The 16,394-nt window shown below is 41.3% G+C and carries 11 protein-coding genes; 6 read left to right on the forward strand and 5 right to left on the reverse strand.

What is annotated here, in order from left to right; translation table 11 throughout:
- The first annotated feature begins 345 nt into the window (after window positions 1-345).
- The 3 genes from LEP1GSC047_RS11195 (at window position 346) to LEP1GSC047_RS11205 (ending at window position 8,776) form a co-directional block, all read left to right on the forward strand.
- Entirely contained in the window at window positions 346-1,776 is a 1,431-nt protein-coding gene (locus LEP1GSC047_RS11195) for an OmpP1/FadL family transporter (protein WP_103186190.1), read from the forward strand.
- Between the two features lie 11 nt (window positions 1,777-1,787).
- The gene (locus LEP1GSC047_RS11200) at window positions 1,788-2,276 is read left to right on the forward strand and encodes a hypothetical protein (RefSeq protein WP_010417919.1); all 489 of its coding nucleotides are present in this window, start codon (window positions 1,788-1,790) and stop codon (window positions 2,274-2,276) included.
- Between the two features lie 581 nt (window positions 2,277-2,857).
- Window positions 2,858-8,776 carry a protein kinase domain-containing protein gene (locus LEP1GSC047_RS11205; protein WP_020988607.1) on the forward strand — a complete coding sequence of 1,973 codons (5,919 nt, stop codon included), beginning with the start codon at window positions 2,858-2,860 and terminating at the stop codon, window positions 8,774-8,776.
- 421 nt (window positions 8,777-9,197) lie between these two features.
- On the opposite strand, the gene LEP1GSC047_RS11210 is transcribed toward LEP1GSC047_RS11205, so the two are convergent.
- Both LEP1GSC047_RS11210 and LEP1GSC047_RS11215 read right to left on the reverse strand, forming a co-directional pair.
- Window positions 9,198-9,518: a phasin-related domain-containing protein gene (locus LEP1GSC047_RS11210; protein ID WP_010417911.1), complete on the reverse strand. Its 321-nt coding sequence runs from the start codon at window positions 9,516-9,518 to the stop codon at window positions 9,198-9,200.
- 644 nt (window positions 9,519-10,162) lie between these two features.
- Entirely contained in the window at window positions 10,163-10,339 is a 177-nt protein-coding gene (locus LEP1GSC047_RS11215) for a helix-turn-helix domain-containing protein (RefSeq protein WP_238325562.1), read from the reverse strand.
- A gap of 545 nt (window positions 10,340-10,884) precedes the next feature.
- Here LEP1GSC047_RS11215 and LEP1GSC047_RS11220 point away from each other — a divergent pair.
- From LEP1GSC047_RS11220 to LEP1GSC047_RS11230, 3 genes are all read left to right on the forward strand, one after another.
- The gene (locus LEP1GSC047_RS11220; RefSeq protein WP_010417905.1) at window positions 10,885-11,247 is read left to right on the forward strand and encodes a PilZ domain-containing protein; all 363 of its coding nucleotides are present in this window, start codon (window positions 10,885-10,887) and stop codon (window positions 11,245-11,247) included.
- Between the two features lie 276 nt (window positions 11,248-11,523).
- Window positions 11,524-11,925: a MerR family transcriptional regulator gene (locus LEP1GSC047_RS11225; RefSeq protein WP_010417903.1), complete on the forward strand. Its 402-nt coding sequence runs from the start codon at window positions 11,524-11,526 to the stop codon at window positions 11,923-11,925.
- Window positions 11,925-12,611 (forward strand): hypothetical protein, encoded by a 687-nt coding sequence (locus tag LEP1GSC047_RS11230; protein ID WP_010417901.1) that lies wholly within the window; start codon window positions 11,925-11,927, stop codon window positions 12,609-12,611. Before LEP1GSC047_RS11225 ends, LEP1GSC047_RS11230 begins: the two co-directional genes overlap by 1 nt.
- A 607-nt stretch (window positions 12,612-13,218) precedes the next feature.
- Here the strand turns inward: LEP1GSC047_RS11230 and LEP1GSC047_RS11235 are convergent.
- From LEP1GSC047_RS11235 to LEP1GSC047_RS11245, 3 genes are read right to left on the reverse strand one after another with little or no spacing between them, the layout of a single operon-like run.
- Window positions 13,219-14,118: an HAD family hydrolase gene (locus LEP1GSC047_RS11235; protein ID WP_010417899.1), complete on the reverse strand. Its 900-nt coding sequence runs from the start codon at window positions 14,116-14,118 to the stop codon at window positions 13,219-13,221.
- Window positions 14,118-14,966 carry an SDR family NAD(P)-dependent oxidoreductase gene (locus tag LEP1GSC047_RS11240; RefSeq protein ID WP_010417897.1) on the reverse strand — a complete coding sequence of 283 codons (849 nt, stop codon included), beginning with the start codon at window positions 14,964-14,966 and terminating at the stop codon, window positions 14,118-14,120. The genes LEP1GSC047_RS11235 and LEP1GSC047_RS11240 overlap by 1 nt, the downstream gene beginning before the upstream one ends.
- Complete coding sequence (locus tag LEP1GSC047_RS11245) at window positions 14,963-16,378, reverse strand: flavin-containing monooxygenase (RefSeq protein WP_010417895.1); 1,416 nt, start codon at window positions 16,376-16,378, stop codon at window positions 14,963-14,965. Before LEP1GSC047_RS11245 ends, LEP1GSC047_RS11240 begins: the two co-directional genes overlap by 4 nt.
- Window positions 16,379-16,394: the final 16 nt, after the last annotated feature.

A 16,394-nucleotide genomic window follows, 5' to 3' on the forward strand; every position in this document is an offset into this window, starting at 1 on the left:
ATCTTTATTTCTAATCGTCGTTTCGAAATTTCAGAAAGTGGTTATTCTTTTAATAAAAATCGGTTTAACGGTATTCTCTAAGCTTATTTAGAGTATGATTCGCATTCATTGATCGAAATCAATTTTTTTGAATGGATTTTCAAGATCGGAATTGATTTAGATCAATGCATCTCCAGTAAATATGCCGGATATTTATAAAACGATCTATGAGGATTAACGAAAATTACCTTCATACTGTGTTATATAATTATAAATATATAATATTTTATTTCTAATATATATTTAATTATGCGGGTGGGCTTGGCGATGTTCGTTTTGCTATTCAGATTAAGGTCTGTCGATTATATGAGAATGATAATCAGAATTACTATTACTAAAATCATTCCTACATTTAACAAAGGAACCGCCTCTCGTTTCCTTCTCCTAAATATATTATTCTGGAAAGTTTCCCCGATTATCGGTTTCCAGGGAATCATGCAGACCTCCTTTGGGGCGAGACAGGCCGGAATGGGAGGCGCATTTCAAGGCGTAGGTGGTTCCGTCATGGATTTGGAATCCAACCCTTCACATCTGGCTCGACTTGCAGGTCCTAAATTCGAAATCGGGACTTCGGGACATTTTCCGAAAATTAAATATTCTGATTCCTTTATGGACCAGAGCAGTGCATTGATTTATGAAAACAATATCAATGAAAGTCCGCGGGCGATCTTTCCATATATCGGCTATATTGCTCCCGTATCCAGCCGATTAGGGGTTGGAGTCGCTTTATATTCGCAAGGAGGAGGCGGGGGTTCCTTTTCGAATATTACCCGAATTTCACAGGGAAAAGAAAGTTTGAATGATACCTTACGTGCGAATGTCCCTTTGTTGGGGACTGATCGGAAAGTAAAAGAGGACTTGGAGTTTAAATTCATGCTTTCGAAGCTTACTTTCGGTTCCGGTTATAGATTTCGAAAATTATGTTTGGGCATCGGTATCGATTTGGTCTACGCGTTCATGGAGATGAAGAAAACGAATCAAGATATGAGTCGAAGTTTACGGTTACCCGGTAGTTTGGCTTACAGTAGCGATCCATCCTACGCATTTAGCGGGAAACTTGGGTTATCTTACGAATTAACGGATGTTATTCGAGTGGCCTACTCCTATACCGCAAGGAGTGTTTTGCATTTGGACGGTACGATGAAGATAGAGGATGTGAATCCGATTATACAGAATGTGTCTCGAGTTTCGAGAAATATGATTTGGCCGGATCGTCATGTATTCGGAATTTCTTATCACAAGAGTTCCTGGATTTTCGATTTAGATATAAAATTCATTCCTTGGTCCCAAAGTTTTAGAACGAGTAAATTTGCGTTGGAACAACCGCTGCTTACGACGCCGATCGGCACAGAGACTAATACGATGCTGATGAATTTCAGATGGCGGGACCAGTATTGTTTTGCGTTCGGAATGGAGTATCAATGGAATTACGGAATTCGATTAAGGAGCGGGTATAGTTATGCAAAAACTCCGACAACGCCCCAGGGATTGAATCCTATGTTAGGAACTACGAACGAACATCATTTAGCCGGCGGAATCGGTTATTACGCGGAAAATTCAGCAATTCATTTTGCAATAGAATACGGATTTCCGAAAACGATAAAAGGAAGCGAATTCTCGGATTGGAGTTTAGCACATTCCGTATTTTCAAAAAATGAAATACAATTGTACCAGTTTCAGTTTGCTAAATCCGTTTCCGTTTTGAGTATGTATTTAGGCTTCGAGAAAAATATATAGAAGGAACGAAAATGAACTTAAAGAAAATACCATTCGGTTTGATAGCATTTATATTATGGGTTTGTACTATAACTGTGCTAATGTATTATTTTTTGAAAGGTAACACGGTTAAATCTAAGGACAATAGGATCTCGATCCATTTGAATGAAGATGAAAAGATACTCGTACTCACCGAAATGCGAGGATTACTCGCTTCACTAAACGGGATTTTGGGGGGACTCTCCGCGGGAGATTATGAAAAAGCGTCCAAATCCGCACGAGCATCCGGGATGGGATTGGTAAAAAGTCTAGAAAATGAAGAAAAGAAAATTCTACTAAAACTTCCGATCGAGTTTAAGCGACTCGGATTCGGCACTCACGAACAGTTCGACGTAATTTCCGAAAAGCTAAGACAGAAGAAAGAATTAGGCATTATTTTAGGTGAGTTGGACGTTTTGACTCGTAAATGCGTAGCCTGTCATGCGGCCTATAGAATAGATACGACGGTGCCGGACAAATAAGCGAAACACGAAAAGTTTTTGTCGTTTCTCCCATTTATTTTTTGGAAATTAACCGACAAAAATGCATAAAACAGAGACACTCGGAATCGGAGATGGATTCGGGTATTCGAATCAAAACCGTTCTATTCCATGACAGATTGATCATGAACAAATAATAAATTTCTAACGACGGTTAATGGATATTCTTATCTCCGACTTCATAAAATCAAGATCCTGCAATATTCGGAATTGAATTCGAAAATCGACGACGTCGATAAAGCATTCGAACAAACTCAATGGCAACGTTTTCGTTTCGCCTCCATAATTCCGTAAATAATTTATTAGAATATTGCCGCTCCTTTATATGTAAGATCTCGATCCGGAAATACGTCTCTTAAAGAATGGGAATCCTGCCGAGGTAAGTATGAAATTAATTTTTCATTTTGCGATGAGAAATCTCCAAATTAAGGCTATCAGCATGAAAGAAAGGCCAAAACGAGTATAATGCGTTTCGCGTAAGCTTTTCGCATTAACCGCTTTTTCGACGGTGCGTGCGAGCGCTGTTCGTTCCGCGAGCAATGAAACCAGGGAGCGGGAAGATAATGATATCCGGCTACGAGATAAGGGAAGAGATCCACAAGGGCGGCAATGTTTCCGTATTTAGAGGGAACAATACGGAAACGTCCGATCCGGTTATTATCAAAATTCACACCAACGAATACCCTAGCATTCAAGATATTTCAAAATTTAAGCGGGAATACGAAATAGGAGCCGGAATCCATTCATTCGGCGTGATTCGTTATTATGGCATCGAGAAGTATAAGAACTCTTTCGCTATCGTTATGGAAGACTGCGGCGCGATTTCGCTTAATAAAATTATTAAGGATTTAAATCTGGAGCTGTCCCTAAAAATTTCGATTAAGATAGTCGAAGCTTTAGGTGAAATTCATAAAATTAACGTAATTCATAAGGATATAAAACCCAGTAATATAATCGTAAACTTGCAGACCGGATCAGTCAAGATAATCGACTTCGGAATCGCTTCCAAATTAACCCAGGAAAACGCTTCGCTACAATCGCCGGAACATCTGGAAGGGACGTTAGGCTACATGTCTCCGGAACAGACCGGACGCATGAACCGTTCCATCGATTATCGGTCGGACTTTTATTCCCTCGGAGCGACTTTTTACGAAATGTTGACGGGGGAGCTTCTCTTCGAAACTACCAATTCGTTGGAGCTCATCCATTATCATATCGCAAAGATTCCGGTTCCTCCGCATGAAAGAAAAAATGGGCGAAATATACCGGAAAACCTTTCAAAAGTTATAATGAAGCTATTGGCAAAAAACGCCGAAGATCGCTACCAAAGCGTTTTTGGAATAAAAGCGGATTTAGAAAAATGTCTCGCGGAACTCGATGGAACCGTCGCCTCCGACGGCTCCGAATTTATTCCCGGTAAATTTGACATATCGGAACGATTTCAAATTCCGCAAAAACTTTACGGCAGGGAAGAAGAATTAGAAAAGCTTTTAAATAGTTTTGAGAAAGTTTCCTTCGGGGAACGGGAGATGATTTTCATTTCGGGATATTCCGGTATCGGAAAATCTTCGTTGGTAAACGAAATTCATAAACCCGTATTGGCTCGAAGAGGATACGTTATAGAAGGAAAATACGAACAATTCAAAAAAGACATACCTTATAGCGGATTTCTGAACGCCTTCCAAAGTTTAATTCGACAGGTCTTATCCGCGGACGAGTCTACTATCGAATCATTCCGAAAAGAACTTACCAAGGTTCTTGGAATTAACGGAAGAATCCTCTCGGATGTAATTCCCGAGTTAGAGCTTATTTTAGGAAAATTACCGCCATCGCCGACATTAGGACCCCAAGAAACTCAAAATAGATTTAATCTTGCCATTCAGAATTTTGTACAGGTCTTTGCGAGATCGACCCATCCCCTTACGATATTTCTCGACGACCTCCAATGGGCGGACTCGGCTTCTTTGAAATTACTCGAAATCCTTGAGACAAATCCGGAATGCAAATACTTATTTATCATCGGGGCCTATCGTGATAACGAAGTGGATCCGTTGCACCCGCTGCTGCATGTCATTGGCGAAATTAAAAAATCGGGAACTAGCGTGGAATCGATCGCGCTCTCGCCTTTGGATTATGACAGTTTAAATCTCCTAATTTCCGAAGCGCTCCATTGCGGTATCGAAAAGGCGAAACCGCTGGCTGAATTAGTCGCGTCTAAAACCGATCGAAATCCCTTCTTCGTTAACGAATTTTTAAAAACATTATATAAAAATAATCTTTTGAGCCTGGACGTAGCCGCCGGTTCCTGGATCTGGGATTTGGAAAAAATAAAGGAAAGAGACATTACGGATAACGTTGTAGAGTTAATGTCCCAGAAGATTAAGGATCTCCCCGCGGAAACGAGTAGAATCCTGCAATTCGGCGCATGCATAGGGAATAGTTTCGATTTAAAGACCATTTCAATTGTACGCCAGCTCCCCGGGATGAGAATAATCGAAGATCTCTTCGCCGCGGTCGAATGCGGGTTACTTTTGCCCCTCGGAAACGCGTACCGTTATTTAGCGGCTAACAACTTTTCAAATTCTCAAGATTCTGACTCTCAATTTTCGGAAAACCTATCCGATATTCGATTTAAATTCCTACATGATAGAGTTCAACAGGCTGCTTATGATCTGATACCGGAATCCGAGAGACCGGCATTGCACCTCAAAATAGGACGGCATCTTCTAAATGATTCGAATCAGGATGAAATTCCCGAACGCTTAATCGATATTGTCGGACACTTAAACGCCGGAATACATTTAGTCGATAGCGAACGAGAGTTATCGGAAATTGCCGATCTGAATTTCCAAGCCGGCGTAAAAGCAAAAGACACCGTCGCTTATAAATCGGCCTCCTACTACTTCCAAGTTGCGATGGAAATATTGGGGGAATCCGGCTGGGAATCCCGGTATGAAAAAGCCCTTTCAATCTATTCCGAAGCGATTGAGACCGAATATCTAAATACTGACTTCGACAGAATGGAGGAGCTAGCGCGCATTGCCGTACAGAAAAGCCGTTCCACCATTTCTGCGATTCATGTTTTCGAAACGAGAATGCGAGCCAAAACGGCCCAGTCAAAATACGGAGAAGCGATAGCGGTTTCAAGCGACGTTTTACGATCATTAGGCGTTTATATTCCGACTAACGCAAAAAAAATCGATATTCTGACCGGCTTAATTAAAACAAAGTTTTCGATAGGATCGAAGTCCATCAGCGAAATGGAAAATCTTCCCGAAATGAAGGATTCCAGAAAATTGGCCGCAATGAATTTAATGATGGAAACTTGTCCGGCCGCTTACATAGCTGCACCGAATCTTTTTCCCATCATCGTATTCAATATGATTAGAACCTCGTTGAAGTACGGAAACTCGCCGGTTACTGCCTACGCATTCTGCGTATACGGACTGATCCTAATCAGCGCCGTCGGAGATCTGCAAGCAGGTTATGAATTCGGAAAAATGTCCCTTCGAATGATGGAAAAATTCGAGGCCCCCGGTTTCAAAAATAGAATAAACATGCTGTATAATACTTTTATTATACACTGGAAAGAGCATATTGCGGAAACGAAGGAAAACTTGGAGGAAGCTTCCCGAATCGCAATCCAAACCGGAGATCTTGAATATGCTTGCTACTCCGCGATCACTTATTGCAATAATTCCTTTCTTAGCGGCGACGCCCTACCCTTCGTTCTAAAAAAAGGGAATTATTATTTAGAATTAAGTAAAAAATTCAAGCAGGAAACTGCGATTAGCATTATTAGTATCGTCCTTCAATTCAGCGAACACCTTTCCCAATACAAATCTCTTCCCGAAGGATTTTACGGAAAAACTTTCCAAAAAGAAAATCTACTCTATCTGAGCGAAACTAAAAACTTTAGCGGCCTTTCTTTCTACTATTTCATGTCTTCAGTATTGCATTATTTATCCGGTTCATACGAAAAAGCCTTAGAATGTTCCGACCTGGGCGCGGAAAATATCGATGCAGCAGCCGGCCTTGCCTGGGTTCCGGAATACCATTTTTACCGCTCGATGATCCTTTTGGCAATGAGCGAATCCGCTCCTAAATCGAAGAAAAGAAAGCTCATCGGGAAAGCCTCCGAAAGTCATAAAAAATTAAAAAAATGGACCGGCTTCGCTCCGATGAATCACCTTCATAAATTATATTTAATGGAAGCGGAGCAAATGAAGGTTCTAGGAAACAATTCTTTAGCCTCCGATCTTTATGAGAAGGCGATACAAACGGCCTCTAAAAATAATTACGGAAATATCATCGCCCTATCGTACGAGAGGGCGGCTAAATTCTATTTGTCCGACAAAAAGGATCTGATCGGAAAAGTATATCTTCAAAAAGCGCACTATTTCTATACCTTATGGGGAGCGCTTGCAAAGGTGAAGGAAATCGAGGAACTAATTCCCGAAGCATTTCCGAATTCCTCCGATTCCTTTGCCCCGGTTAGCCAAGCAATCTCAAGCTATTCGATCGGAACGGCAACGAAGGAAAAGTCGTCACGTCAATTGGACTTCGATAGTATTTTAAAGGCGTCTCAAGCTTTATCCGGCGAAATCGTATTAGAAAGATTATTGGAAAAGATAATGGCGATCGCGATCGAAAACGCGGGTGCGGAAACCGGACTCTTGATTTTAGACCGTAACGGCAATTTGGAAATCCTTGCTCGCGGATCCTTAAAGGAGAAAGGCACGATCACCGATCAGGAATCCTCTCGACTTACGCAAAATGACACGGCTCCGACTGCGATTTTAGAATATGTACGTAGGACCGGAAAAACCGTCGTAATTTCGGATGCGATACGAGACGAAAATTTTGCAAGCATACCATATGTAATTTATAATAAACCAAAATCCATAATTTCTCTACCGATTCGAAATCAAGGGAAATTCTTAGGCATGCTATATTTAGAAAACAATCTTACGACCGGAGCATTTACGCCGGAAAGAATCGACGTATTGGATATATTATCCTCTCAAGCCGCTATTTCGATCGAGAACGCGCTCCTTTATTCGAATCTGGAAAGTAAAGTAAAGGAAAGAACGACTCAATTGAAAAATGTCGTGGATGACTTAAACAAAACGAACTCGAATTTGGAAGGAACTCTAAAGGAATTACATTCCTTAAAACAACAACAAGACGGCGACTACTATTTGACCTCTTTATTAATGACCCCTTTAAACGGCAATGAAGTCACCGACGATCGGGTAAGTGTGGAGTTTTTCCTCAAACAGAAAAAAGAATTTCAATTTAAGCAATGGACTTCCGAAATCGGAGGCGATCTTTGCAGCGCGCATACGATCATCTTAAAAGGAAAAAAATACACAGCATTCTCAAATGCGGATGCCATGGGCAAATCCATACAAGGAGCAGGAGGGGCGCTAGTCTTCGGCTCCGTTTTTGAAGCCATGATCCAGAGGGTTAAATTGTCGGCCGCCGCCCAGGATCAGTTCCCGGAACGATGGTTAAAAAATGCGTTTACCGAGTTGGATAAAATCTTTAGGTCCTTCGACGGATCAATGTACGTTTCCTGCATAATCGGACTGATCGACAATGAAAACGGTTTTCTCTATTGTTTTAATGCGGAGCATCCGGGGATAGTTCTATATAAGGACCGACATGCCAGCTTCATACAGGACCAACCGTCCATGTATAAATTAGGAACTTTCTGGAATGACGGAATATTTGCAGTCCAAACCTACCAACTCTCTCCGGGAGATTCTATCTTCATCGGATCCGACGGAAAGGACGATTTAATGCTCCACCCGGAAGAAACCCAAAAAAGAAGAATGAATGAAAACGAAACCCTCTTCCTTGAATGCGTTGCCGAAGGAAAAGGCGAACTCACTGCAATCAGAGAGGCCATTTTAAGAAAAGGGGATCTAACTGACGATTTTTCAATATTACATTTAAATTATAAAGGATCGAATGAGACAGGGAATAGGATAGTATCTTCGCAAGTCGAAAGTATTATTAAATCGATAAATTCGGAACCCGTCGGAACCGTAAAATACTTGTCGCTTGTTTCCGAACTAGAAAACGCGCATGTCGACAATAAGACTTCGATTCCGATAATCAAATGTTTAATGAAATCAAACTTAAGGTTAAAACGACATAAGGAGGCAGCCGACTATGCAGTTATGCTTTCCTCGCTTTGTCCGGGAAATACAAAAGCTATCTTTGTTGCGGCACATTGTTTTAAAAAGGTCGGCAATCTGGAACGCGCAATCGATATGGGGGAGCGTTTAAGATTAAGAAATCTTCAGGATGTCTCACTCTTATCTCTCTTGGCCAAACTTTACGGAACGGTCGGAAATCAAGCGCAGGCGGAAATTCTTAAAGAAAAGGTGAGTCAGATGAATCTGCAAAGTTCCCATGATGGAATTATAACGGCGCCGGACCTACCAAAAAATCAAATCCTGAAATCGTCCTGATTGACCGATCGGAAGTCGGTATTCGCACTTTTCATGCCTTTGCACATAGCGGGCAAAAAAACATCGATTTCCCTAAAATATAGCTTCCGAGGAGTTCTTTTTGTTGTTGATACAGCAATTTTCATCGACCGGAATCGAAAAAAGGTTGGAGAAATTACAATCGAAACAAGACTCGATCGAAGTTTTCCTACCTTGGGACGGCATTATTTCGCTCAGTAATAACGATCCATGGGTTCGCACAAAAAATTTCGATCGTAAACGAAGCCGAAAGATTTAAAAAATGGATTCTTACTAAGCAATCGCGAAGTTAGTAAGAATCCTGAATGTAAAGACTCCACGGTAATGAGTCTCTAAGTTTCAACCAGCCTTACGGTCTTTCAGCAGTGAACGGAACTCCTGAAAGACCGTCTCTTAACAAATATTAAGACTTACTCGTAACGGGCTTACCGGCTGGAATCATCACTTCTTCTTTCGAAGTAATTTTTTTGATCGCCTCTAACACTTTATCCCTTACCTCGATCGTACCTTTCTCGATTGTTGCTTTAGATTCTTTTACGCTATCCGCTACTTTCATCGACAAATCGCGAATACGGGTCGACGACTCGCTTTTGTCGGCGGCTCCCTTTGCTACGAATTCTTCGTATTTTTTTATTATGACCGCTTGAGTTTTTTCCAATTCTTCTTTTCCTAAATTCACGACCCCAATTCCGGCGTTAACGATATTCATTAATTCAATTTGCATACGTTCCTCCTGTCCAAAGACTCTGCGTTTATATTTTTTTGCAAATAATCAGTCAATAAAATTCCGTAATAATATTTTACCAAATTCAATAATATTTCCATGCAACAAGTTCATTAACATATCATTATTTTGCTACATTGTGGCATAGGCATATTTATACTACATAATCACCTTTCCAATACCCGGTTGTAAAATTAGTATTATTATATTTTTTATATATTATTTAAAAATAAACTTGAAAATTTGCTCAAAAACAATATTCAAATAAATTCTAATTTACGAAATAAATATAGTAGCCTATTAAATTGCGGAAAATATATCTGAAATTATTGCAGGAATTTCACTATAGGATGGATCGCGAGAACAATTTCCTGAAGATTACAGAAGACTGAGAACAGAACATTGGTGAGCATTGCCCCATGCTCTAAAGAAAGATTCTTGTGGGTAATAGTGGATTTTTCCTCTGCTTCTATAACCTTTCCGATATCTAGCAGCTTCTGTCCTCTGAACAGGACTGAACATTGATAAGCGGGGTTTCCATGTTCAGGAGAAAAATTCCTGCGTTACAGGGGGTCTCTCCTCTACTTCTGTAACTTTTCCAACGTCTAGTAGCTTCTGTCTTCTGCTACCCTGAAAGATATTTATTACTTAAGAAACAAAGAGATTGGTACATCTAGTAAATTTGAAACTTGCCTAGCGATTTCGCTCGGCATAGGCAGGATTCCGCTTTCTATATCGGTAATTTGATCAACGGAAACTCCCTCTAGTTTGTTTGAAAATTCTTCCGGTGTAAGATTCCGCCTCTCACGTAATATTTTCATGATCACTCCGGCAGCACGATTTCCGCTTTCTTCCAAATCCAAATGACTCGCCTCTCTCGCGAATCGGGACAGAGGAAAAACGACCGGTCTATTTTAATTTTGCGGGAAAAATCTTAACATTTATCAATTATAATCGCATCGAAAAGACCCCTCGAATTTCATAAACGAGGATAATTAATTCCGAAAAAAGGAAAAACCGGCCTTCCACATACGATTTCTAAGCTTTCTAGTTCCCTATTTAGTCTTTTCCAAAATTAGAAAGTTCCCTTAGCCGGAAGCTGAACAATTCAGTTTATTTTGAAATAACTTTTATACTAATCCGGAGATCAATTAGAATGGATCTATTAAAAGAGATTCTCTAATGATAATAGCAAAATATTTTTTTAAATTCCGGACGAACATTCGTTTAATTCAAAAATGATCGAAGTATATTCCCTCTCTCAAACGTCTACTTTATGTGGAATTAATATAACATAGCTAATGTTTAACATTGCGGATATCGCGAGGAAATCGCATTTTAGCCATTCAGCGGGTCAGGGATAACAATGCGCGAACGTCGACAGGCAGAAAGGATATATTCCGAGGAGCTATGCAAATTCAAAATTACGATACGTTTTGAAGAAATAGTATTCAATGGTTTTATAATGAACATTTCGGAAATTGGAATCGGAGTCGTCGGGACGATTAAGCATGGAGATAGCTTTCCGGTGGGGGCACCGATCTCCGGCCAAATTCAATTCCCGGATTCTTGGGATAAACTTAAATTCGAAGGCGAAATAGCACGCAAGGAATATATTTCGAATGACGCCGGCGATTCACTTGTATTGGGGATCAAATTTGCTACCCGAATTAGCCTACCGGTCCCAATATTAAAATTAGCGTTGCTAGCAGGAGGAAAGTCGGTCTGATTCCAAACATAATGAATCTATTTACGAACTTCCTTCGTTATTTCGAACGACTGTCGTAAGCGGGAGTCTAAACCAGTTATTAATGAACCTCCAAGTCCTGTTATATTTCCTTTATTGCATCTGAATCGACGTTCGGATGTTCCGCGATATCCTCTTCAAATCCCTTTTTTTAAGGATTCGCAGATGCCGAAATCGTCTTTTTTTACTCCTTAATCTTCCTTTTTTTCGAATCAACTCTTGACCCTGAAGTATACTTCAGGGCTTATACTACCTGATATGAGCCTAAAAATCGGAGAGCTCGCGAAAGCGACTCAAGTGTCAGTCGAAACGATTCGCTATTATGAATCTCTTAAACTCCTAAATCCACCCGTTAGGAACGAATCGAAATACAGAATCTATTCGGCCGATTCCGCTAAAAGAATTCGATTCGTCCGAAACATGCAGGCCCTGGGCTTTCGACTCTCGGAAATCAAGGAACTCCTGGATTTGAAACTGGAAACAAAAAGCCAATGTAATAAAGTCAGATCAAGAGTGAATTTAAAGCTGAGTGAAATACGGGACAAGATCCTCGTTCTAAAAAAATTAGAGAGTTCCTTACTTGAAATCCGAAAAATTTGCGAATCTTCAAAGGCAACAAAACAAGGATGTCCCGTACTGGACTTTATGAAGGATGTATAATGAAAATCGAATTGATCTACGAAACGACCTGCCCGAATAAGGAAGCAACAAAAAAGTTAGTACAAGAAACACTTCTGGAGCATCGTATTACCGCGACCTTTTTAGAGATCAATAAAGACGATCCGGAAACTCCCGATTATTATAGGAGATTTTCTTCCCCCAGTATTTTAGTCGACGGCAAAGACATTGATCCGGGCTCCGGCGGAAATGCATGTAGACTTTATAAGGATGAATCCGGAAGACTCTCGGGAGTTCCTTCAAGGGATTTATTGGAATATTCGATTTTGAGAGCAAATAAGGTCATCAATTTTTCTCTACTCTCCTTTCTCCCTTTGATAGGCAGCGTATTCCTTCCGGTACTGTCTTGCCCCGCGTGTTATCCTTTGTACGGAAGCTTACTAGCGAGTCTAGGTTTTAGTTTTTTTGATTATACGCCATTTTTGAAACCTTTCGTTTTCACTCTTTCGCTTATTGCAACGGTCGGAGTTTCTCTTTATTACGACCGAACAAAAAAATGGAAGTCCGCCAGTTTTATCTTTCTTGGAATACTGCTCTTAGGTCTTAGTAAACTTTTCCTTGAAATGGATTCTTTAACTATTATAGGAATTTCACTTCTCGTTTCCGGATTCATTCTATCTAAATTCGAAGCCGATAGAAAAGTGAAAACGGTTTGCGCCTCCTGCTAAGCTCGAGAATGCACCAGATCGTTAGATTTTAACTAAATGTACCGGTCCAATTTAGCTTCGATTGATCGATGAAAAACATTCGCCCAGGAGCGATCGTTGTAAGCGTCACTTGATGTCCGATAAATGTAGCAGGGAAAAGTTCGAGTCTCCTGAAAATAATCATAATAATTTTTCAAACTCGGATATTCTTAAAATTAGCCCGAATAAGATTCAAACGGATAAACCGGATGCATAGGATCAAAGAACGATCCAATCATTCATCACAATTTTTTAATTTTTAAAAAAAAAATATAATATTTTTATTAATTAATTAAATTTTTAATATTAATTTTTCATTATTGTAAGCAAACGTGCGGCATATACACCAGCGGAGCCAGACCAAAGAGGAAATTTCACTCATCCTACCTTCGATTCGGATAAAAACCGAGGTATTCGAGGGAAAGAAACGAACGTATCATCGCGGACGTGAATAAAGAATTATCAAGAGAAACTAAAATATCTCCAACCGCATGATCATAAAATTCGGACTTTATTCGTTTTAGATTTTCTTTAAATTCTAACATATTGGATCTTTTCATCCATCGCATTTAAAAAAAGTACGACAATTTCATTCAACTTGCGACCCGGAATCTATTGAATCGGCCGATTGAATCCACCACCCGGCTGATTCGCCGACGGAGCGCAAGTCGGAGTCGCCATGATCAATCAATAAACTACGATTTGCCGCGAGCAACATACTAAGATCGGTAAAGGCATCCCCGGCTGCGAACCCGATTTCGGAAGAGGTAATTTCGCGAATCGCTTTGACTTTACCGTCATTAAATGTTAATGGCTCTTCGATTTCGGGGAGCATGACTCCCTGCCTGGATTTTAAACGCATACCGCGCACACGACTCTGTTCCAATCCGAATTCTTGAGCGGCGACCTGAACGCAGTATTCGGGAGAGGCTGTAATGATCCACACTTCCCAATCTCTTTCCTTTAACAATCGGATCAGCTCCAATAAAGGTTTGCGGATTCGGAGCCGAATATCTATAGAGTACCCGCCAGTTAGATTAAAATCGTTTCCATTTTGCTTCTGGTTCTCTACGAATACATATCTGGCAATTTTCTTAAGCTCTTCCTCCGACATACCGGAATAGATGATTCTGGTCCAACGGTACGCCGCCTCAGGCCCTTCTTCCTTGGAAACTGCAAAAAATAATCCGAAAAGCTCCTCCACCAGTCGTCCGTAACTTCGTGTATCCTTATGCATCCGGAATGCTCGCCAAAGATCTTTCCAAACCGATATCGTTTCAAGCGAGAGAAATGGATCTCGTAACTCTTCCCAGAATTCGTCCAAATCCGCGCGTATGAGTCCATTCATCAAAATGTATTGCATTGTGGCAACACCGAGGTCCCCGCGGATCAGCGTATTATCAAAATCGAAACAAGCAAGCCCTGCCGGTCCGGAAATCATTCCCTCCAGACCGGACCGTATATCTGGATCCCAAACATCGGATAACATCAATTTTTCCTAATGGGATCGATCCCTTTTTTGCGAAGCCAACGACGCCGCCCTTTTTCACCGATCCATTTTAGGATTGGCGAAAGCCATCCTATCAACCAAGGAAATACGGCAGCCAAGCGGGATACGAGACCATCACTGTAAGGCACGTAAATTTCCAGCAGTCCGGTTCTTGCTCCGCGCAAAACTGCACGTGCAACATCGTCGGGCGATTTCACCGCATTTACCCAGTTCAGTACGGTTCCACCATTAAGCGCTTCATGCATTAGCATCGGCGTGTCCACTGCAGCCGGATAGATTCCGGAGACCTTAATTCCCGTACCTCGTAATTCTTCGCGAAAGGCTGTCAAAAAACCCCTTAGGCCGAATTTGGTGGCGGAATATAAGGCAGAATCTTCAAGAGCAATGATTCCGCCCATAGAAACGATAGAAACAACCGCCCCACGCCCTCTTTTCAACATAAGAGGAACCAGGCCGTGAATTAAACGAATCGGGCTGAGCATATTAATCTCCGCGTGACGATCGATTTCACTTACATCCTGTCGGAGAAACGGACCTTCTTTCGTGAATCCCGCGTTATTAATTAATAATTCAATGTCCGGATATTTTTGCTCTATCATTCGAATCAATGCATCCACGTCGGACGGGTTTGTTTGATCGCACACGACTGTTTTCGGAGGACGAGATAATTTGGCTACTATCGAGAACATTTTCTCTTTGCTAATGTCGGATAGAATCAGAGTAAACCCGAGCTTATCCAATCGGATTGCAACGGCTTCAGCAATCGCGCCTCCTCCACCCGTGATCAACGCTATTCTTCGAAGAGTATAATCCAAGGTAGTATTCACAGACTCGCACCTGCCCCTTCTTCCGCAGAATTTGAATTCGTTATTTTTAATTTATCGAATTGGCCCGGTTTAAGTTGCGGCCAGCTCATGGCTCGGTGTATTTTCGAGAGATATTTTCGATATGCGACTTGGTTTACATAAACGGCATGCCTACCGGTATCAAGATAATGAATCCCTCCGTTTAACGAAGGATGATCGGATTCAATTAATCTCCGGAATCTTCGAGCGGATTCCTCCCCCTTTTGCTTCGCTTCGATATAAGCCGTAATTATATTCGCCATTTCATCGAACATTTTATAGGCGCCACCGTCGGTTTCCATAAATCCAAGAACATATAAGTTCTCATATTTACGATGGAACAAGGTCAGATACAAATCTGCGGGTCGACCGTTTTTCCATTCGAAGTATTGGTCCATATATGGAATCGACCAATTGTATCCGGTTGCAAGTATGATCATATCGATCTTTTCCCGAGTCCCGTCCTTAAACTCCACAAAGTTTCCATTCAATTTTTCTATATCGCCTTTCGCAATCACATCACCATGGCGCAAATTATGCAAAAGTTGATCGTTTACAATCGGATGTGTCTCGAATATTTTATGATCCGGCGCGGGAAGTCCGAGTTTCGTGACGTCGCCGATCAGAAATCTCAAGAGTTTCCCGAGAATCCATTGCGAAAACCAATTCGGTATCCAATGTGCACCGTCTCCGAATACGTCGGCCGGTTGCCCCAGTACATGCTTGGGAATAAAATGATAGCCGCGTCTTACGCTGATAAACGCCTGCTCGGCATTGGTGCCCGCATCGCAGGCGATATCACAACCTGAATTGCCTGCCCCCACAATCAGTACGCGTTTTCCTTTAAACGAAATGGCGTCTTTGTATTTTATGCTATGTAGTATTTCGCCTCCAAACGTTTCGCTACCTGGTAGCTTTGGGAAATTTGGAGACCAAGTGATTCCAGTAGCGCAGACGATTTCTCCGTACAGTCTTAGCTCTCCGTTTGCAAGAGCCAGCAGCCATTTAGAACCGTTTTTTTCTACGTTCTTTACGGAAGTATTGAATTCTATATGAGGGTATAAATCATATTCTTTAGCGAACGATCTGTGATAGGCTAGGATTTGTCGGTTCGATGGATAATCCGGATACTGGGAAGGCATCGGGAAATCGGCATAATTAGAAAGGTATTTCGATGATATAAAATGTGCGCTCTTATACATCGGAGACCCGGGATTTTCCGTATCCCAGATGCCACCAACATCCGAATGTCTTTCAATTATATGAAATGGGATTCTACGCGATTTCAAAGAACGCCCGATGGAAAGTCCGGCCGGACCCGCCCCCACTATACATATAAAATCGGAATAATCGATAATCTCTCTTGAACTCAACCCAAAACCCGTTCGCTGCATCATAAACTTCCTCGGC

The sequence above is a fragment of the Leptospira inadai serovar Lyme str. 10 genome (genome assembly GCF_000243675.2).
Taxonomy (GTDB): domain Bacteria; phylum Spirochaetota; class Leptospiria; order Leptospirales; family Leptospiraceae; genus Leptospira_B; species Leptospira_B inadai.

Bases quoted from the DNA above. Each gene is read 5' to 3' on its own strand.
- LEP1GSC047_RS11205 (WP_020988607.1), top strand. From the start codon at position 2,858: ATGATATCCGGCTACGAGATAAGGGAAGAGATCCACAAGGGCGGCAAT.
- LEP1GSC047_RS11245 (WP_010417895.1), bottom strand. From the start codon at position 16,378: ATGCAGCGAACGGGTTTTGGGTTGAGTTCAAGAGAGATTATCGATTAT.
- LEP1GSC047_RS11195 (WP_103186190.1), top strand. From the start codon at position 346: ATGAGAATGATAATCAGAATTACTATTACTAAAATCATTCCTACATTT.
- LEP1GSC047_RS11230 (WP_010417901.1), top strand. From the start codon at position 11,925: ATGAAAATCGAATTGATCTACGAAACGACCTGCCCGAATAAGGAAGCA.
- LEP1GSC047_RS11220 (WP_010417905.1), top strand. From the start codon at position 10,885: ATGCGCGAACGTCGACAGGCAGAAAGGATATATTCCGAGGAGCTATGC.
- LEP1GSC047_RS11200 (WP_010417919.1), top strand. From the start codon at position 1,788: ATGAACTTAAAGAAAATACCATTCGGTTTGATAGCATTTATATTATGG.
- LEP1GSC047_RS11210 (WP_010417911.1), bottom strand. From the start codon at position 9,518: ATGCAAATTGAATTAATGAATATCGTTAACGCCGGAATTGGGGTCGTG.
- LEP1GSC047_RS11215 (WP_238325562.1), bottom strand. From the start codon at position 10,339: ATGAAAATATTACGTGAGAGGCGGAATCTTACACCGGAAGAATTTTCA.
- LEP1GSC047_RS11225 (WP_010417903.1), top strand. From the start codon at position 11,524: ATGAGCCTAAAAATCGGAGAGCTCGCGAAAGCGACTCAAGTGTCAGTC.
- LEP1GSC047_RS11235 (WP_010417899.1), bottom strand. From the start codon at position 14,118: ATGTTATCCGATGTTTGGGATCCAGATATACGGTCCGGTCTGGAGGGA.